The sequence below is a fragment of the Brevundimonas sp. CURTG3B2_SDJG genome, from assembly GCF_057364705.1.
In genome coordinates, this window is sequence record NZ_JBNFOJ010000481.1 from 1 (window position 1) to 1,319 (window position 1,319).

Below are 1,319 nucleotides of genomic sequence, written 5' to 3' on the forward strand. Positions count from 1 at the left end.
TAGCCTTTCCAGGGCCCCAAACCTCTTTTCCCGTCATGGCCGGGCCTGTCGCCCGCATCTAGACCGACGACGGCGCCGGAGACCTCAGCCTACGGTGTTCATGGATTCCCGGCACAGGGCCGGGAATGACGGGTTTGAATGTCGATTAGACCTAGTCCTGAACCACCGTCACGGCGCCCGGATCGAGTTGGCGATGTAGCAATGCTCGTGCGACCGATGGTGCAGGTCGTCGATCGCCGCCGGGTCGGGCCTCAGCTCGCCCGACCAGGTCACCCGCGGCCGCAGCGTCACCGCCGTGATCGCGACCTTGCCCCGGTCGTCGCGCCCCATGGTCGCCACGGCCTCGTCCCGGTAGTGGTCCACCACGAAGCCCGCCTTGGCCGCATAGGCCAGGAAGAACAGCATGTGGCAGCTCGACACCGCCGCCACCAGCGCCTCCTCCGGGTCCACGGCGGCCGGATCCGACATCGGGACCGGCACGCTGCTGGGCGCCGACGATCCCCGCACCACCGCCCCGCCGTCGAAGCGCCAGTCGTGGGCCCGGGCGTATTTGTGGTCCAGGAAGGGCTGATCCCCCCGGCTCCATTCGACGGTGGCGACGTATTCGCTCATGGCGCTCCTCCGGCTGCGATGACCAAACCGTGTAGCCTGGACCGCGCGGCAAACCCAGCCGTCGGCTTGCCCGCGCGGGCGACCCGCCTTATCCGGAGGCCCATGGCCGCCCCCCTGATCTGCCCCTCCATCCTCGCCAGCGACTTCGCCAAGCTGGGCGAGGAGGTCCGCGCCCTCGACGCCGCCGGCGCCGACTGGATCCATATCGACGTGATGGACGGCCATTTCGTGCCCAACCTCACCATCGGCCCGGATGTGGTGAAGGCGCTCCGCCCACATACGACGCGGCCGTTCGACGTCCACCTGATGGTCGCCCCCGTCGATCCCTGGCTCGAGGTCTTCCGCGACGCCGGCGCCGACATCCTGACCGTCCATCCGGAAAGCGGCCCGCACCTGCACCGCACCCTGGGCCGCATCCGCCAGCTCGGGGCCAAGGCCGGCGTGGTGCTGAACCCCGGCACGCCGCTGTCGGTGCTGGAGGAGGTGATCGAGCTGGTCGATCTGGTGCTGCTGATGTCGGTCAACCCCGGCTTCGGCGGGCAGTCCTTCATCGAGACCACCCTGCGCAAGATCGAGCGCGCCCGGGCGCTCCTGGACGCCGCCGGGTCCAAGGCGCACCTGCAGGTGGACGGCGGGGTCACCTCGGCGAACGCGGGCGCCTGCGGTCGCCGCGGCGCCGACGGCCCTGGTCGCCGGGTCGTTCGTCG

General features: G+C 70.3%; 2 protein-coding genes. One reads left to right on the forward strand and one right to left on the reverse strand.

The window, feature by feature from the left end; translation table 11 throughout:
• Positions 1-168: 168 nt before the first annotated feature.
• On the reverse strand, positions 169-612 hold the full coding sequence (locus AC2W7C_RS18055) for an OsmC family protein (RefSeq protein ID WP_486002590.1): 444 nt from the start codon (positions 610-612) through the stop codon (positions 169-171).
• 102 nt (positions 613-714) lie between these two features.
• On the opposite strand from AC2W7C_RS18055, the gene rpe reads away from it, so the two are divergent.
• On the forward strand, positions 715-1,319 hold a 605-nt coding region (gene rpe / locus AC2W7C_RS18060; RefSeq protein WP_486002591.1), incomplete at its 3' end, for a ribulose-phosphate 3-epimerase.